Below are 14,198 nucleotides of genomic sequence, written 5' to 3' on the forward strand. Positions count from 1 at the left end.
GGAGCGAGCCTGCTCGCGATGGCGTCGATCCCGGCGCCACTAGACCTCGACTGGAACCGATAACTTCGGGCTACCCAACGCATGGCTTTTGGAATCAAAAAACCTCAGCGCCACACCGGTCCCTTCAAACACCTTCGCGTAATGCCGCTTCTGGCTCTGGATGAACGCCGCGCTGCGTGGGTAAATCGAGACCGCAACGGTCTTCGGTTTCGCCTGGCGCAGCGCATGAACGATGTGAGCGTCCTGCTTGCCCAGACTGTGGCCGACGATGCACAGCGCATCGCTTTGCTTGAGTAACTGGTCATAGCAGAACGACAGATAATCCGAACTGCGGATGGTCTTGAGCTTGTCTTCAGAGCTGCCTTCGCTGACGAACAGTGGCACGTCGTCCAGCGTCTTGATGGTGTTGTTGATCGCAAAACTGCCCAGCAGCGTGCCTTCGGTCGAGGTCAGTTTGCGTGCGGTGCCGTCCTGATTGCGCACCAGATGCAAGCCGCCGTGCAGGTAGAGCAGGCGGGTTTTATCCGCGCTGCTGGCGCTCAGGTCGAAGCTTGGTTCGGTACCGTGAAACAGGTCACTGATGGCATCGGGTTGGTGCTGGATCGCCCAGTAATTGAGCAGGTCGTAGTTGGTGGTGAACACCGTCGGATAGGTGCTCAATTCCTGATTGATCGCTGCCAGGCTTGAGGCCTGCACCAGGCGCCACGGGATGTGCACCGCGTGCACGGTGTTGATCAGCGCTTCCTTGATCGCGTAGTAGCGATTGCGCGGTGCGGCGGAGCTCACGGCCAGGGCCTTGTTGACCCGGCTGGTGGTTTTCAGTGCACTCAGCACTTGCTCGAAACTGCGAGTTTGCATCGCGTCGAACACGCTCAGCTCGGATTGGCTCAACGGCTTTTCTTCGACCGTGCGGGCGTTCTCGAACAGCGAGTCGTAACCAAAATCATCCCACACCGCGCGGCTGGCGCCGTTGCCCACCAGCAGGCCGCTGAACGGGGTGGTTGCGCGCAACGCATTCCAGTCTTCTAGTCGGGCATCAAATTCCTGGAAATCGGTCATTGCGTCGGTCATCTCAAACGGGTGGAGTGCAGGGCGCAGACTTTATCACGACCGGGTGTTGAGCCAGATCAAGATGCGCGGTAACGGATAGGTCGATCCTCTGGGCCTCCGCTGAATCGGGGTTGCCGGTTCGGCCCTATCGAAGAGGATTGGTCATGACCAGCACGTTTTTCATTCCTGCCGTGAACATCATGGGCACCGGTTGCCTCGACGAAGCCATGAACGCCATTCGCAACTATGGTTTTCGCAAGGCCTTGATCGTGACGGACGCAGGATTGGCCAAGGCTGGTGTGGCAGGGTTGATCGCTGAAAAACTGGCGATGCAGGACATCGACTCGGTGATTTTCGACGGCGCCAAACCGAACCCGAGCATCGCCAACGTCGAAAGCGGCCTGGAGCTGCTCCAGCGTAGCCAGTGTGATTGCGTGGTTTCCCTGGGCGGCGGCTCGCCCCACGATTGCGCCAAAGGCATCGCGTTGTGCGCCACCAACGGCGGCAAGATCGCCGATTACGAAGGCGTCGACCAATCAGCCAAGCCGCAATTGCCACTGATCGCGATCAACACCACCGCCGGTACTGCCAGCGAGATGACCCGTTTCTGCATCATCACCGACGAATCGCGTCACGTGAAAATGGCCATCGTCGACCGCAACGTCACGCCGCTGCTATCGGTCAACGACCCGGCGCTGATGGCGGCCATGCCCAAGGGCCTGACTGCAGCGACCGGCATGGACGCCTTGACCCACGCCATCGAAGCCTACGTTTCAACGGCCGCCAACCCGATCACCGACGCCTGCGCGCTGAAAGCCATCGAGCTGATCAGCCGCAACCTGCGCATGGCCGTGCACGACGGCAGCGACATGATCGCCCGGGAAAACATGGCGTATGCGCAGTTCCTCGCCGGCATGGCGTTCAACAATGCTTCGTTGGGGTTTGTGCATGCGATGGCGCACCAGTTGGGCGGTTTTTATGACTTGCCCCACGGTGTCTGCAACGCAGTACTGCTGCCGCACGTGCAAAGCTTCAACGCCGCGGTCTGTGCCGAACGCCTGGCCGTGGTGGCGCAGGCTCTGGGGGCCGACACTCGTGGCGTCAGCCCGGAAGAGGGGGCCCAGGCGGCCATCGTGGCGATCCGCGCGTTGGCCAGGGATGTGGAAATCCCCGGCGGTTTGCGTGATCTCGGCGCCAAGTTGCAAGACATCCCGATCCTCGCCGCCAACGCCTTGAAAGACGCCTGCGGCCTGACCAATCCACGGGCGGCGGATCAGCGGCAGATCGAGGAGATCTTTCGTAGCGCGTTTTGAACTGCTGTATCGAACCGGTTGAATCGACGGTCCGGGCGGGCGATAGTGCAGGGCTGATCTTTTATCGATTGATGACGTGCGCAAGGAACAGGGAATGACCTTGAAATACAGCTGGTTGGGATGTGTGGCAATGAGTGGTGCGCTGGGCGTGACCCAGGCATATGCCGAGTGTGTAACACCGCCATTGCCCGAGGGTGTGCCGGGTTATTCGGTGTGCAAGGACTGGCCGGCCTATGACGGCCAGACCATCACTGCGCTGTCGCAAATCGAGCCGGATCCAACCCTCAGCGATGAAGCGGACGGCACCGGAATGTACGACTTGAAACTGGCCGTGGTGTCCAACGTCGACGGTAAGCCGCTGGCTCGCTATTCCAAAGCCTCGGTGTTCAGCTCCGATGCTGTCCGGTTCGATGGGCTGAGCATCGACACCGCACGCTACAAGCTCACTTCCGACCTGCGGGCATTCGGTGTGCGTGCGGGGTTCACCGGCTCATCACGGGCCAATCCTTTCGGCGAGTCCCGGCTGTCGCTGTATGTTCGCGAAGGCAACACACTGCGCCCGGTACTGGAGCAACTGGTGATCGAATCCGATAGCGGTGAGTGGGATACCAACTGTGCGGGCGAGTTCTCGAACATCAAACGCACTCTGGATATAGCCAAAACCAGCAGCCACGGCTTCGCCGACCTGATCGTTAAATCGGTGACCACCGGCTCGCAAGACGCGGTGAAGAATGGCGAATGCGAATCCAAAGATACAGTGGGGAAAACGGTACTGACGACGCTGCGGTATGACGGTCAGCGGTATGTTGTTCCGAAAGAGTTAAAAGGGCTCTGAACCGATGCTCTCCGGCCTCAGCCACCTGACCCTGGCGGTCACCGATCTGGACCGCAGCGTGGCGTTCTATCATGGCCTGTTGCAACTGCGCCTCGACGCCACCTGGGACGGCGGTGCCTATCTGTCGTTGCCGGGGTTGTGGCTGTGCCTGTCTCTCGATCCGCTGCGCGAGCCTGAGGCGGCGGTCGATTACACCCATTACGCATTCAGCGTAGGCGCCAGCGACTTCCCGGTATTGGTTGAGCGACTGCGAGCTGTGGGTGTTTTAGAGTGGCGTGACAATCGCAGCGAAGGCGCGTCGTTCTATTTTCTGGATCCAGATGGGCACAAGATCGAGGCCCATGTTGGGGATCTGGTGTCGCGCCTTCAGGCGTGCCGCCAGAGACCTTATGCCGGGATGAAGTTTTTCACTCCGTGACCGGGCGCACTCCCGGCATGTCCATAGCTGATCTTTCCGAGTTTCATTAGCGGTATCGCTGCATACGCTATTCTGATCGGCATTGTGGGCACTCGTCGGGTGCGCACGTTGTATCAGCGTCATGAGCTGGCAATTACCCGGATTTGCGGGGTAATGTTCACCGGTTTCGCCATCAACGCCTTGCTGCACGCGGTGCCGGGGTTGCTGACGAACAAGGTTTGAGGCTGCGCGCAGGGTTGCGACAGCTGCGTCAGGACATCCGTTTCAACGATGGCCGGGTCCAGGGATTGATACTCACGGCTGCACTTTTGGACAGTATCCATCTTTGATGACCACCAGTAATTCCGCGCCGCTGGCGAGTTACATCGATCTTTTGCTCGACGTCGTGTGTGCGGTCGACAGCCAGGGGCGCTTCGTCTTTGTCAGTGCTGCTAGCGAGCGAGTGTTCGGTTACACCCCGGACGAGCTGATCGGCCAGTTGATGATCGAGATGGTCCACCCGGCCGATCGCCAACGGACCCTGGACGCCGCCCGGGAAATCATGCGCGGCCAGCCCAACCCGAATTTTGAAAACCGCTACCTGCGCAAGGATGGTCAGGTGGTGCATCTTCTCTGGTCGGCGCGTTGGTCTGAAGTTGACCAACTGCGCATCGCCGTGGCTCGTGACATCACCGAACGCAAACAGGCAGAGTCCCGGCAGGCCGCACTGTACGCGATCTCCGAAGCCGCCCATGCCGCTGAGGATTTGCTGGCGCTGTTCAAGCTCGTTCATCAATTGATTGGCGAATGGCTGCCGGCGCTGAACTTCTCGGTGGCGCTCTATGATGAGCACTGCGAGCAATTGAGTTTTCCGTACCACGTCGATGAACACGAGAGCGATCCGCTGTGCAGCGTTACCGGCCGGCTTTGCACCGAGGTGATCCAAACGGGGCAGCCGGTGCTGGTGACGCCTGACCAACCTGTCTCGATGCCCGGACTGTCCGAGGTCGGCAATGGCCAGGACTCACCCTGCTGGCTGGGTGTGCCGCTGAACTCACAGAAAGGCACCATCGGTGCACTGATCGTCAAAAGCGTACCCGGTGGCGAACGCTATACCGAGCGCGACAAGGAGCTGCTGCAATACGTCTGTGCCCAGCTCGCGGCAGCCATTGAGCGCAAGCAATTGCACTTCCGGCTGCAATTCATGGCGCAGCACGACCAGTTGACCCGCTTGCCTAACCGCGAACTGTTGCGTGAACGCCTGACAGCAGCCCTCGGCAAAGCCAGAAAAGACTCTGGACGGATGGCGCTGCTGTACGTCGACCTGGACCACTTCAAGCAGGTCAACGACACCTATGGTCATGGCGTCGGCGACATGCTGCTGCAAGCGGTGGCCAATCGACTGCAAGGCTGCGTGCGTGAGTCCGACACGGTGGCGCGCATTGGCGGTGATGAGTTTGTCGTTCTGCTCGACAGCATTCAGGCCGCCGAAGACGCCGCCCGTGTGGCGATCAAAATCCGTCAGGTGCTCGGCCAGCCAATGCGCCTGGACAGCCATACCCTGAACATACTGCCGAGTATCGGCATCGCGCTCTACCCCGAGCATGGCAGCGAAGAAAAGCAGTTGTTCAAGCATGCGGATGAGGCCATGTACGCAGTCAAACGCCTGAGTGGACGGCTGGATCGCGTCTGATTCGGCTTCCGTTCGGGCGCCGTTCGTCGCGACCGGTGCAATTTTTCTAAACCTTTGCGGTGTTTTAACTTCAGACGTCAGGCGGGGAAACCTGCTGCACTCATTTGCCTGTTCAAGGAGGGCGCGACCATGAACCGTATGGCCAGCCGATTATCGACCATCAGTTTTGCCGTATTGCTGGGCCTGGGCGCCAGCAATGCTTTGGCCCAGTCGCCAACCGATTTCATCAACGACACCTCGCTCAAAGGTATGGCTGACATCGAAGCCAGCCGCCTGGCTCACCAGAAAACCGAATCCAAAGAGGTCAAGGATTACACGATTGTGGTGATCAACGACCGCACCACGGCCAACCAGCATCTGGCAAAAATCGCCAAGAAACTCGATCTGCCCGTAGCTCCCAGAGAGGAGGTGGCCAGCAAGGCCAAGGCGCTGATTCCTGAGGTCAAGGACGGCGACTCGTTCGACGCGGCCTATGCCGCCAGCCAGGTGAAAACCACCCAGGAAGCCATCGAACAGTTGAAGCAGGAGGCACAAACCACCGACGTGCCGGAGCTCAAGGCCTTCGTTGCAGAAACCCTGCCCAAGCTCGAAAACCATTTGCATATGGCCAGGGCTCTTCAGGCCAATAGCCAATCGGGTCGGGTGGATGGTTGAGGCATGCATGCTCACTCGATCCGTAGCAGCTGGCGAAGCCTGCGTTCGAGGGTGCACCCCTTGCAAAACCGTGTTCTCTGTATCTCGGAAATGATGCGGTGTCAGATTTACGGCCGCTACGCGGGCCGAACGCAACCTTCGACAGCTGCTACGAAGTAGGTGGCGAGCCGGTACCGCTTCGAGCCTCGCCACAAAAACAGTCCGGGTACTTTAGTTCGACAGCTTCACCCCAACCGCCCAGCTGAAATACCCCAGCACTTCACAGCTGCTGTTCACCAGCATAAAGCTCAGCTCGCACTGTTCGACACCGGTGCTCAGCTGCTGGCAATGCCAATAGTGATCATCGGCTTTCACCGGGAGCGGTTCGGTGGGGGATTCGGGATTGGGGGCCGGCAAGGTCTGGCCGTTATGCACCACCAGATGCGGTTTTGAGAACACACCGGCGTCGCCCACAGTCAGGTTGTAAAACACCACGCTGTGTTCGGCGTGCAGGCCAACGGTTCGGCCACGGATGTGGAAGGTTTTGGTTGAACTTGCCGGTAGTTCAAGGCAAGGGCTCTTGGACGTTGGCGTTGTCCCCAGGGACGCGCCAAAGGTGAAAATGAAGCCGTCCTCGATCACGGTCGGTTTCTGCGGGTCGAGGCTCGGTTCCGGGTAGCGGGTGAGCAGGGTTTCGGCGTCGACAATCAGCAACACATTGGTTGCCTGCTCAGTGGTGGATGACGGGTTTGCGCTGGTATCTGTGGACATCACGGCTTCCTTTCATGATGTGGGTCGATCACGGCCACCGCTGCGGCTTACGCAAGACATCCAGTTCCAGTCGGGGCGCGAGGCAGAGGGGAAAGCCCCTTGTCGCCAAGGGGCCGTCCAGATCAGTTACGGATGGTGATGAACGGGTCCCACGAGCAGCAAGCTACAATCTGGCAGTCCCTGTTCACGATCAGGAAGTTGAAGTGATAGGTCACGCTGCCGGTGGCCAGGGTTTCCGAAGACCAGTAATGGTTATCGACTTTCTGGCAGCTAGGCACCGACGGGTTACTGGTGTTTGGCACGGCAACACACGCGGTGGCTTTGCGTGGAGTCGGTGTCGAGATCAGTTCATTACCGGCGTTGCCGATGAACTTGTAGAAAATGACCGCTGTTTCGAAGCTCTGCGACAGGCTGGTTTCGCGCCAGCGAATCAGGTCACCGACGGAGGCTTTCAGATTCAGTTCGCCACCGGCCTGGCCATTGATCACGTTGTCTCGGTTGGTGACCATGTACACATGACTGACATCGATAAGCGTTGGCGCGTTGGGATTTTTGCTGATGTTCGGGTAGTTTTTCAGAATGGATTCGGTGTCGATCGAAACAAGCACATCCGTGACTCGAGACATAGTAAAGCTCCTTGTTCATAGTGAGAGCCTGGCGTCTACCAGGCACAACAACGCTTGATTGCCATACGGCTGCTGTAAGCGCGCTACTACGGGGAACCTACCGATCACAAGGTACGAGCTGGCCTGGCTCCTTGCCTATGAAAGTGACCGGCCCGGGTTCCTTCCAACAGGCCGCGTCTGCACTATAGATGCCCATCTTAAGCTGTCAAAACAGAGGGGACTTCGTTCGACGAGCGGTCGTTTTTCTTCTGGCTTTCGATGATTTGGCGATAAGAAAACAGCGATCCAGAACGTTTCCCAAACGTTGATTTCCCTCTAGACCGTGTGCCATTGAGCAACGATTACCGAGCCCGGCAGCTTCACTTCCAGGGTGTCGGCGAATTGACCGTCGATGGCTTTTAGCAGGCCTTGCGCCGATGTTCGACCCAAGCTGATGGCCTTGAGTCCGGAGCTTGCAACCATCAGTGCCTTGAGGTCTTTCAACGGGCCCTTGATGGCTTTGGCACTGGACAGATCCTTGGTGTGCAGCAGGTCGGGCGAGGCGAAAAACTCTGCATTTCCCAGACCCGCCGCCGTCATCTGCTCCAGATTTTCCGGGTCGATTTCAGCGTAATGCGTTGCACCTGCGAGGAACTTCCGGTTCGCTACCTCGCCGTCGATCGCCAACAGAAAGAAGGTAAACGCCGTGTTGCCCAGCCGCACCCAATCATCCTGATTGGTGTTGCTGCCCTGGGTTCTTTGCAGGGTTTTGATCTTGCGGTGCACCAGTTCAAAGTTCGATGAAATAGTGTTGAACGGCGGGGGACCGTCCTTTGACGTGGTGTAGTGCCGGAGGGTGAATTTCTTGTCCGCAACTTTTGCGAGCTCGGGGTCGGTCGCCTTTTTGTTGCTGAACTTCAGATTGTCGTCCGTGACCGACTGCATGATCTCGAACGGCTGGGTCCGGTCCTGTGGCTGATAGTTCGCCTGATGCTGTTCATACATTTCCAGCGCCGAAGCCGGTTTTTGTGAAGAGGGCGATGCTGCGCTGGAAGGTTGAACCAGGCAGGGTCCCTGATGATTGGATTTGCACACGGCGCATAGCTTGGGGACTAAAAATACGGGTGGTTTTGGTGGAATGGCAGGCGCTGGTCGAGGGGGTGGTGCGGAGGGGCTTGATGATGCGACCTGAGGATTTTCAACCGGGGGAAAGACGCTGCTGCTCCTGGGTTTTTGCCCGGTGGGCAACGTGTTGGGTGTTGCCGGAGACGGCACGATGGGCATGGGGCCMTTGCCCGCATTCGATCCGGAATTTTTCAGCACAGTAGTCACTCTCTAGTTTTAGTAGACGGTGCTCCGTTGAATCTTGAAGCGATCGCCCACGTTTATAACCGAGGTCTGTGTGAGGGTTGCCGGAGGAATTGTTAGATGAAATTTCCTACGCGAACGGATGCATATTTCTTACGCCGATCAGAGTAACTGCAATGCGTCCGGACGCGCACCGGGAAATACGTTCTGCAACTGCGAAGCGGATAAGCCCCAGGTCCTGCCAAGTAAACCACCGAGCAGGTTCCGATAGTTGTTGAGCACCGGGTAATCGCGGTTTTGCAGCAGGCTTTGTGGGTTGACCGCCACCTGTTCACCCGCGATGCGTCCACCGCGAACGTTGCCGCCAAGTACCCAGTACACCGTGCCATGTCCGTGGTCGGTGCCCCTGGCGCCGTTTTCACGAAAGGTGCGGCCGAACTCCGAGATCACCACCACGGTGGTGTTGTTCCATTCATCCCCCAGCGCCCGGGCATAGGCGACCAGGCCTTCACCGAGGTTCGCCAGGTTGTTGGCCAGTTGGCCGCTGGTGCTGCCTTGATTGACGTGGGTATCCCAGCCGCCGACATCGACGAAACCCAGTCGGTACTGGTCGCGCATCAGCGTCGCCATGCGCCGGGTCTGGGCCGCGAAGTTCTGTGCATTCGGCGCGCCACGATTGGCCTTGACCATCTCTTCTTGCAGATCCCTTGACACCTGCTGGCGCAGTTCAAGGCCACCGGCTGCGGAAGCGGCATAAGGTGTGTTTTGGTACATCGACGAAAGAATCGCCGATTGTCGAGCATCGAAGGCCGGTTTCGAGGTACCGCGCAAGGAGATGTTAGGGATGGCGTTGCCGCCCTGAAAGCTCAGGGGCAAGGCATCGGTGAAGGCAATGGGCGCACTGTTCGGCACCTGACGCGACAAGCGTGCAAGAAAGCCAGAGTCGTAACGGTTGCGCTGTTGGGTCGGTTCGCCAGACTCGATATTGTCCTGGGTTTCGAAGTGACTGCGGGACACGTCATCGGTCCCGGCGAACGGCACGAAGGCGATCTGCTTGCGTTGCCACAACGGGTAGATCGAATCACGTAAAACCGGATTCAGGCCCCAATGGCTGTCCAGTGCAATGGCACTGTTGGGGTTATGCGAGTCCGGCCGGGCGATGGCGAGAGTTGGACGCGACTCGTAGTAAAAATCGCTGGAGTAGGGCACCAGCAGGTTGTTGCAGTCGTAGCCGCCGCGCAGAAAGACGATCAGAAAGCGCGGTGCCGAAACAGGGGCGGCGAACAGCTTTGCACTAAACGACAAGGACGGCAGTGTCGCGGCGGCCGCAGCGGCAACCAGCAGTTCTCGACGATTCATGGCGGTACCTCATTACGCGGTTCAGCGGTTATTGAAGTCAGGTGAGGCGAGCAAGAAGGTGTTCCATTCCTGAGGCGACACGGCCTTGTTCAGCGCGGCAAGGGTCGTTGCTGAAAGGTGTGGAGAGATGGCCTCGTAGAACAACGGTGTAGTGATCATCGGAAACCCCGGACCGGGCAGGTTGCTACCTTGTGGGGTAAACAATCGGTTATCCCCACGCCCGATTGCCCGGGCGATTTCGAAGCGTTTGGACATCTGCCCCGAGCTCGACCAACCGCTGGATTCCAGAGGCCAGCCGTCCGGTGTCACGCGACCGAATACTGGCTGTCCCAACTGATTGAGCCAATTGATCATCGGTCTGGCGTTGGCCAGCGGCTTACCGTCATAGGCCAGCCGCACCGCCGACACCACAAACTGCATCGGGTCCTTGAATTTGGTAGCAGTGCTTTGCAGCAACTCCTTCGACTCGAACAACGTACGCATCACTTGGGCGATATCGCCGTCGCTGTCCTGGAAGGTCTTGGCCATCCGCTCCACCAGCGCGGGTGGCGGCTGATCGGCAACGAAGTATTTGGCCAGCTGTTGCGAGACAAAATGCGCACAGGCTTTCTGCCGGGTAATCAGCTCCACGGCCTGACGGATCTCGTCAAAGCCGCTGCCCTTGATCGGATGGCCGAGCAGTACCTTGTCGCTAAAGTCGTGACGACGAGGATTGAATTCGAACAGCCCTTCGCGCACCACCAAGGCCTGTAACCGAGGAGCAAATTTCTGCGTGCGACCATCGAGCGGCATCAGCCCGGCACCGGTCAGAATCAACGCCAGTTGCTGGACGTCTTGTTGGGTATAGCCGGAGCCGACACCCAGGGTGTGTAGCTCCATCAATTCGCGGGCGTAGTTCTCGTTGACCTTGCCCTTGGCATTTTGCGCGTTGTCCAGGTACTCAAGCATCGCCGGACTCTTGAGGGTGGCCATCACCAGATCCTTGAACTTACCCAGCGCGTGTGGGCGGATTGCGTGTTCTGCGTAGTCCGCCGTCAGCACCCGTATGCGAGCTTTGCCCTGAAACACGCTGAAGTGGTTGAGCCAGAAACCCACCAACTGCTCTTTGAGCTGATTGGGCCCATACACTGCACGCAACAGCACGGCTTCACGCGCTTGTTCTGCAAGTTCGTTGGCTTGTTGTTGCGCATCTTTTTTCGCGGCGTTTTTGGCGTCTCCTTCGGGCATGGCCTTGAACTGTTCCTGCTGGCTCTTGAATGCCTGTAACAAGGATTCGGGCGACGTGCTCAATACCGGATAACTGTGCAACAGCGCGTTGATTGCCGGTGGCAGCGGGTCATTGATGCGGTCGGCCAATTGGGCTTGAAGCAGGCCCTCGCGCCCCATGCTGCGCAAGCGCGCGAGGTTGGCGGCATCCAGATCGAAGCCATCGCGACGCAGCCAGGCAATGTCGCTCGAGTTGAGCGCTGCGGGTGTGCCGGCCAAGGCGAGTGAGGGAAACAACAGCAAACAGGCCGACAGGCACAACGGGCGCAAAACGGCATGTGACATGTGCATGTAGGAGGTTCCCGAGTATCAAGAGAGACGTCGACTGCAGCCAGTGTAGTTTCCACCCGTGCAGCTGACGCTATGCTGAATAACGTGCATCTAGAACAGCTCGACAAAGATGGCGTTGCGCGTGTTCTTGCAGGTTCTGCGAGCTGTGGAAGGTCAAGTTTTCTTTACACAGTTCCTGTGGGTTGGTTCAGGTATTAGACAGATATCTGCTGGTACAAATATTCATACGCCAAGCAGGAGCGCGGCGGTAAAGGGGGCATGGTTTTACAGGGTTACTCTATTGGCCGATGAGCCTCAGGAGGCAGCATGTTGTTACGTTACGCGGCATTGGTAGCAGTGGTCATCGCGGCCTCCGGTTGCGTACAGGAGCGGGTGGTTCACGACCGGCGTCCGCCGCCACGCGAGTACGTCGAAGTCATCGCACCGCAGCCACCACCGGTCCAGGTGATCGAAGTGGAGCCCGCGGGCCGGCCAGGTTATGTCTGGTCGCGCGGTTACTGGCGCTGGGAAGGCGGGCGTTATGTCGCCGTTCGCGGGCACTGGGAACCGGAACGCCGGGGTTATCGTTACGTGCACCCGCATTGGGAACAGCGCAACGATGGCTGGCATTGGCAAGGCGGGGGCTGGGCCCACTAGATCCAGCGTTTCGCCGAATTAAAAGAGCGACCTTCGGGTAGTTCCTGTCAGTTAAGGCACAAGCCTGTGGGAGCGAGCCTGCTCGCGATGACGGCATAACATTCAACATTAAGTTGAATGACCCATCGCTATCGCGAGCAGGCTCGCTCCCACATGGATTGCGCATGCCTGACATCGGCGTAACCACCTTCACCACATCACCTACCCACCGAGTCTTGACGAACTTGGCGGGTCCGTCGCTTACTGGCGCCCCACGGGCGAAACGCCGAGGCTAGTGCGTCGCTCATGTCCTGATCCGTTACAGGAGTACGCGATGAGCTGGTCTGCCAAACAGTATGTGGCTTTCGAAGATGAGCGCACGCGCCCGGCGCGCGATTTGCTGGCGGCTATCCCGAGCACCGATGCGCGTTCGGTGATCGACATCGGCTGCGGCCCCGGCAACTCTACCGAATTGCTCGTGCAGCGTTTTGCCAACGCCAAGGTGCGCGGCCTGGACAGCTCGGCCGACATGATCGACGCTGCCCGCAAACGCTTGCCGGACGTACGCTTCGACACCGCCGATATCGCCGCCTGGAGCGAGCCCGGCCCGTTCGATGTGATTTTCGCCAATGCGGTGTTCCAGTGGTTGCCCGACCACGCCACGCTGTTGCCGTCGCTGGTGGCCAAGCTCGCACCCGGTGGCAGCCTGGCGATTCAAATGCCCGACAACCTCGATCAACCGTCGCACCGGATGATGCGTGAAGTCGCCAATAACGGGCCTTGGGCCAGCAAGCTTGCGGACATCGCCGGGAAACGGACGCCCCTCGACGATGCCAACACCTACTACCAGATGCTGTGTTCGTGCGCCTCGCGGGTCGATGTGTGGCGCACCACCTACCATCATCCGCTGGCGGGCGGTCCCGCGGCCGTGGTCGAGTGGTTCAAGGGCAGCGGTTTGCGGCCGTTTCTTGAACCGCTCGACGAGGCGGAAAAAGCGCAGTACCTCGAGCAATACCTGGCTGCGTTAGAGCCATTCTTCCCGGTACTGGCCGATGGTTCGGTGTTGCTGCCGTTCCCGCGTTTATTCATTGTGGCGACCCGCTAAAGGCCGTTGCTGCATCAGGACTGAGGCTGTTGCCCTCAGCCCTGTTGCAACACTTTCAACGCCGCCGAGGCGAGGAAGCCGGAGCGGCTTTTCTCTTCCGGGTGATGCAGCACGTATTCGTCGATACGGGTCAGCAGATAGCCGGGCAGGGTGATGTTGAGTTTCTGAGCCTTGCCCAGGTACTTGGTGACATCGATGTCCACTAATGCCCAGGTAACGCCGGCGTACTGCGGATTGGCCGCGTGTACGGTGACCTTGTTGGCGGGCGGAATCGCCGATCCGTCTTCGGCGAGTATCTCGAAGTGGCCTTCGATGGCTTCGCGCGCCATGGCGATCGCATCGTCCAGGTCATCACCGGCCGAGAAGCAGCCCGGAATATCCGGCACTTCCACGCCCCAGGCGTGTTCGTTATCGCCCATAGAAATCGCAATTGGGTAAAGCATGTACGTTGTCCTCCGGGTGCTGTTCGCCGACTCAATACAGCAGGGCCTGTTGCAGGATGCTGACGGCCGTTTTGGTCAGTAAATCCTTTTTCGGGTGTGGGACGGTGACCAGGCCGGGCTTCGTGGGATGCTTGAAGTGGTGGTGACTGCCCCTGACCCGTACCAGATACCAGCCGTCTGCGACGATTTGGGTTATCAAATATCGGCTATTCACATCACTTCCCTGTGCTGTGTAGGTGGTTACTATACCTACTGAAAATAAGTTATCAACACTATAACCACCGCGGGTGGCGACAGAATGGATGAGTGGTAGGGAACAGTGTAGGAACCACCGCAAGACACGGTGTCCAGGAGCAGCGCTGGAGTGTTTCTGATTCCTTCAAGCCAGTTCAACGCGTGTTGCTGCTGAACGGCGGGCATAAAAAAACCGGTCACTGAGGACAATGCCAGTCAATTAAACGCAATCCATGTGGGAGCGAGCCTGCTCGCGATAGCGGTGGGTCAGTCAACATTG

The 14,198-nt window shown here is 58.8% G+C and carries 15 protein-coding genes and 1 pseudogene; 8 read left to right on the forward strand and 8 right to left on the reverse strand.

The genetic code is table 11. The annotated features are described in order from the left end of the window. Positions 1-39: 39 nt before the first annotated feature. Entirely contained in the window at positions 40-1,059 is a 1,020-nt protein-coding gene (locus AC1DHT_RS03685) for a DUF4917 family protein (RefSeq protein WP_427536791.1), read from the reverse strand. A gap of 155 nt (positions 1,060-1,214) precedes the next feature. Between AC1DHT_RS03685 and yiaY the strand changes: the two genes are divergently transcribed. The 6 genes and pseudogenes from yiaY (at position 1,215) to AC1DHT_RS03715 (ending at position 5,942) form a co-directional block, all read left to right on the forward strand. Beyond that, on the forward strand, positions 1,215-2,363 hold the full coding sequence (gene yiaY, locus AC1DHT_RS03690) for an L-threonine dehydrogenase (protein ID WP_427536789.1): 1,149 nt from the start codon (positions 1,215-1,217) through the stop codon (positions 2,361-2,363). A 94-nt stretch (positions 2,364-2,457) separates the two neighbouring features. Continuing rightward, positions 2,458-3,198, forward strand: coding sequence for a PA3715 family protein (locus tag AC1DHT_RS03695; RefSeq protein ID WP_427536787.1), 741 nt, complete (start codon positions 2,458-2,460; stop codon positions 3,196-3,198). 4 nt (positions 3,199-3,202) lie between these two features. After that, on the forward strand, positions 3,203-3,616 hold the full coding sequence (locus AC1DHT_RS03700) for a VOC family protein (protein ID WP_427536785.1): 414 nt from the start codon (positions 3,203-3,205) through the stop codon (positions 3,614-3,616). A 27-nt stretch (positions 3,617-3,643) separates the two neighbouring features. Beyond that, positions 3,644-3,838 (forward strand): annotated as a pseudogene (locus tag AC1DHT_RS03705) (LysE family translocator); the annotation flags it as partial. Between the two features lie 106 nt (positions 3,839-3,944). Then, positions 3,945-5,288 (forward strand): sensor domain-containing protein, encoded by a 1,344-nt coding sequence (locus AC1DHT_RS03710; RefSeq protein WP_427536783.1) that lies wholly within the window; start codon positions 3,945-3,947, stop codon positions 5,286-5,288. 129 nt (positions 5,289-5,417) lie between these two features. After that, complete coding sequence (locus AC1DHT_RS03715) at positions 5,418-5,942, forward strand: DUF4142 domain-containing protein (RefSeq protein WP_427536781.1); 525 nt, start codon at positions 5,418-5,420, stop codon at positions 5,940-5,942. 210 nt (positions 5,943-6,152) lie between these two features. On the opposite strand, the gene AC1DHT_RS03720 is transcribed toward AC1DHT_RS03715, so the two are convergent. The 5 genes from AC1DHT_RS03720 to AC1DHT_RS03740 form a co-directional block, all read right to left on the reverse strand. Continuing rightward, positions 6,153-6,692 (reverse strand): AidA/PixA family protein, encoded by a 540-nt coding sequence (locus AC1DHT_RS03720; protein ID WP_427536779.1) that lies wholly within the window; start codon positions 6,690-6,692, stop codon positions 6,153-6,155. A gap of 122 nt (positions 6,693-6,814) precedes the next feature. After that, the gene (locus AC1DHT_RS03725) at positions 6,815-7,318 is read right to left on the reverse strand and encodes an inclusion body family protein (protein WP_123582560.1); all 504 of its coding nucleotides are present in this window, start codon (positions 7,316-7,318) and stop codon (positions 6,815-6,817) included. Positions 7,319-7,633: 315 nt separating this feature from the next. Then, positions 7,634-8,581: a hypothetical protein gene (locus tag AC1DHT_RS03730; RefSeq protein ID WP_477761237.1), complete on the reverse strand. Its 948-nt coding sequence runs from the start codon at positions 8,579-8,581 to the stop codon at positions 7,634-7,636. 186 nt (positions 8,582-8,767) lie between these two features. Further along, positions 8,768-9,964 carry a DUF1501 domain-containing protein gene (locus AC1DHT_RS03735; RefSeq protein ID WP_427536775.1) on the reverse strand — a complete coding sequence of 399 codons (1,197 nt, stop codon included), beginning with the start codon at positions 9,962-9,964 and terminating at the stop codon, positions 8,768-8,770. Positions 9,965-9,985: 21 nt separating this feature from the next. Further along, positions 9,986-11,521: a DUF1800 domain-containing protein gene (locus AC1DHT_RS03740; protein ID WP_427536773.1), complete on the reverse strand. Its 1,536-nt coding sequence runs from the start codon at positions 11,519-11,521 to the stop codon at positions 9,986-9,988. Positions 11,522-11,827: 306 nt separating this feature from the next. Between AC1DHT_RS03740 and AC1DHT_RS03745 the strand changes: the two genes are divergently transcribed. Next, on the forward strand, positions 11,828-12,157 hold the full coding sequence (locus tag AC1DHT_RS03745) for a YXWGXW repeat-containing protein (RefSeq protein WP_019692252.1): 330 nt from the start codon (positions 11,828-11,830) through the stop codon (positions 12,155-12,157). Between the two features lie 313 nt (positions 12,158-12,470). Further along, positions 12,471-13,241 (forward strand): trans-aconitate 2-methyltransferase, encoded by a 771-nt coding sequence (gene tam / locus AC1DHT_RS03750; protein WP_427536771.1) that lies wholly within the window; start codon positions 12,471-12,473, stop codon positions 13,239-13,241. Positions 13,242-13,276: 35 nt separating this feature from the next. On the opposite strand, the gene AC1DHT_RS03755 is transcribed toward tam, so the two are convergent. Together AC1DHT_RS03755 and AC1DHT_RS03760 are read right to left on the reverse strand one after the other, a co-directional pair. Then, the gene (locus AC1DHT_RS03755; RefSeq protein WP_071551463.1) at positions 13,277-13,684 is read right to left on the reverse strand and encodes a type II toxin-antitoxin system HicB family antitoxin; all 408 of its coding nucleotides are present in this window, start codon (positions 13,682-13,684) and stop codon (positions 13,277-13,279) included. A 31-nt stretch (positions 13,685-13,715) separates the two neighbouring features. Continuing rightward, the gene (locus AC1DHT_RS03760) at positions 13,716-13,898 is read right to left on the reverse strand and encodes a type II toxin-antitoxin system HicA family toxin (protein WP_095082823.1); all 183 of its coding nucleotides are present in this window, start codon (positions 13,896-13,898) and stop codon (positions 13,716-13,718) included. Positions 13,899-14,198: the final 300 nt, after the last annotated feature.

Source organism: Pseudomonas sp. 05N432, from assembly GCF_056396945.1.